Source organism: Vibrio sp. 10N.222.48.A3 (genome assembly GCF_041475345.1).
Lineage (GTDB): Bacteria > Pseudomonadota > Gammaproteobacteria > Enterobacterales > Vibrionaceae > Vibrio > Vibrio tasmaniensis_A.
Genome location: NZ_JBFRVX010001428.1, coordinates 1 through 1,127, shown reverse-complemented (window position 1 = coordinate 1,127; position 1,127 = coordinate 1). Strand labels below are relative to the sequence as shown.

2 protein-coding genes are annotated in these 1,127 nt (G+C 43.9%); one reads left to right on the top strand and one right to left on the bottom strand.

Features of this window, described 5'->3' with window-relative positions:
• The coding region (locus AB4653_RS26895; protein WP_372105759.1) for an Ohr family peroxiredoxin at window positions 1-326 on the bottom strand (326 nt) is incomplete at its 3' end.
• A 128-nt stretch (window positions 327-454) separates the two neighbouring features.
• Here AB4653_RS26895 and AB4653_RS26890 point away from each other — a divergent pair.
• Complete coding sequence (locus AB4653_RS26890; protein ID WP_029223898.1) at window positions 455-892, top strand: MarR family winged helix-turn-helix transcriptional regulator; 438 nt, start codon at window positions 455-457, stop codon at window positions 890-892.
• Window positions 893-1,127: the final 235 nt, after the last annotated feature.

The window sequence follows — 1,127 nt, the reverse complement described above, 5'->3', positions numbered from 1 at the left end:
ACAGCTTGTTCTTGCTCTAGAGCCAGTTCAATCGATAGAGCAACAGTTAAAGCAAAGCCGCCGTTTTCATTTGGTCCAATACCGACTGTTGCAGTCGTTGGCGCCGATGCGATTTTGATTTTCATCTCTTTTGCAACGTGAAGCAGAGCATTTGAGAAACACGCAGAGTAACCCGCAGCAAATAGTTGTTCTGGGTTGGTCGCTTCACCTGTTCCGCCCATCTCTTTAGGGTAGCTCAACGCTACTGAAAGCAGATTGTCATCAGTAGAAACTTGGCCGTTACGACCCGCAGTAGCAGTCGCAGAAGTTGTGTAGAGTGTTGTCATTGTTTTAGTCCTTAATTATAATTTTTCGCAATTAGATTGTGCGCAACTTAATTTTAAAGCTAGCTTAATTGATAAAATTCGAGCGCGCAAGTATATTGTGCACAATTTAATTTATTGGTGAGGTGATCATGAGCGACCAAGATGACTATCTAAAGCTGGATAATCAGGTGTGTTTTGCGCTGTATAGTGCATCGAATGCAATGAGTAGGGCGTATCAACCTTTACTGAAAGCGCTTGACCTTACTTACTTGCAGTACATTGTGATGATGGTGCTGTGGGAAGAAAAAGAGATAAATGTCAAAGCCCTAGGCGCAAAAACGCATTTGGATTCAGGTACGTTGACGCCACTACTCAAGCGTTTGGAAACGAAAGGTTACGTGCTTAGAACTCGCAGTGCTGAAGATGAACGAGTTCGAGTTATTACACTGACGCCTGCAGGGGTAGAGCTCAAAGAGCAAGCGCAGACCGTTCCGGTTGAAATGCTGTGTCTTTCTAAGATGAATGAAGATGAGCTTAAATCGCTAAAAGCGCAGTGTGAGCAGTTGCTCGGCAATTTGACCAAGTAAGCACTTTTAGTTTTTGGCCATGGTAATCAGAAAATAAGAAAGCCCGTTAGTCCGGCTGTTAATAATCGGACTAACGGGCTTTTTGTATCTGCTGCCTTCTAAATGGCAACAGATAGTCTATTCAATTGGGATTTACCCCATAAACCAAGAGATAAAAATCAACGCACCAAAACCGAATGTTGCCATCAGTGCCGTATCGCCACCGCCTGCTGTATAGCTGCCTTCGGTTTGTAGG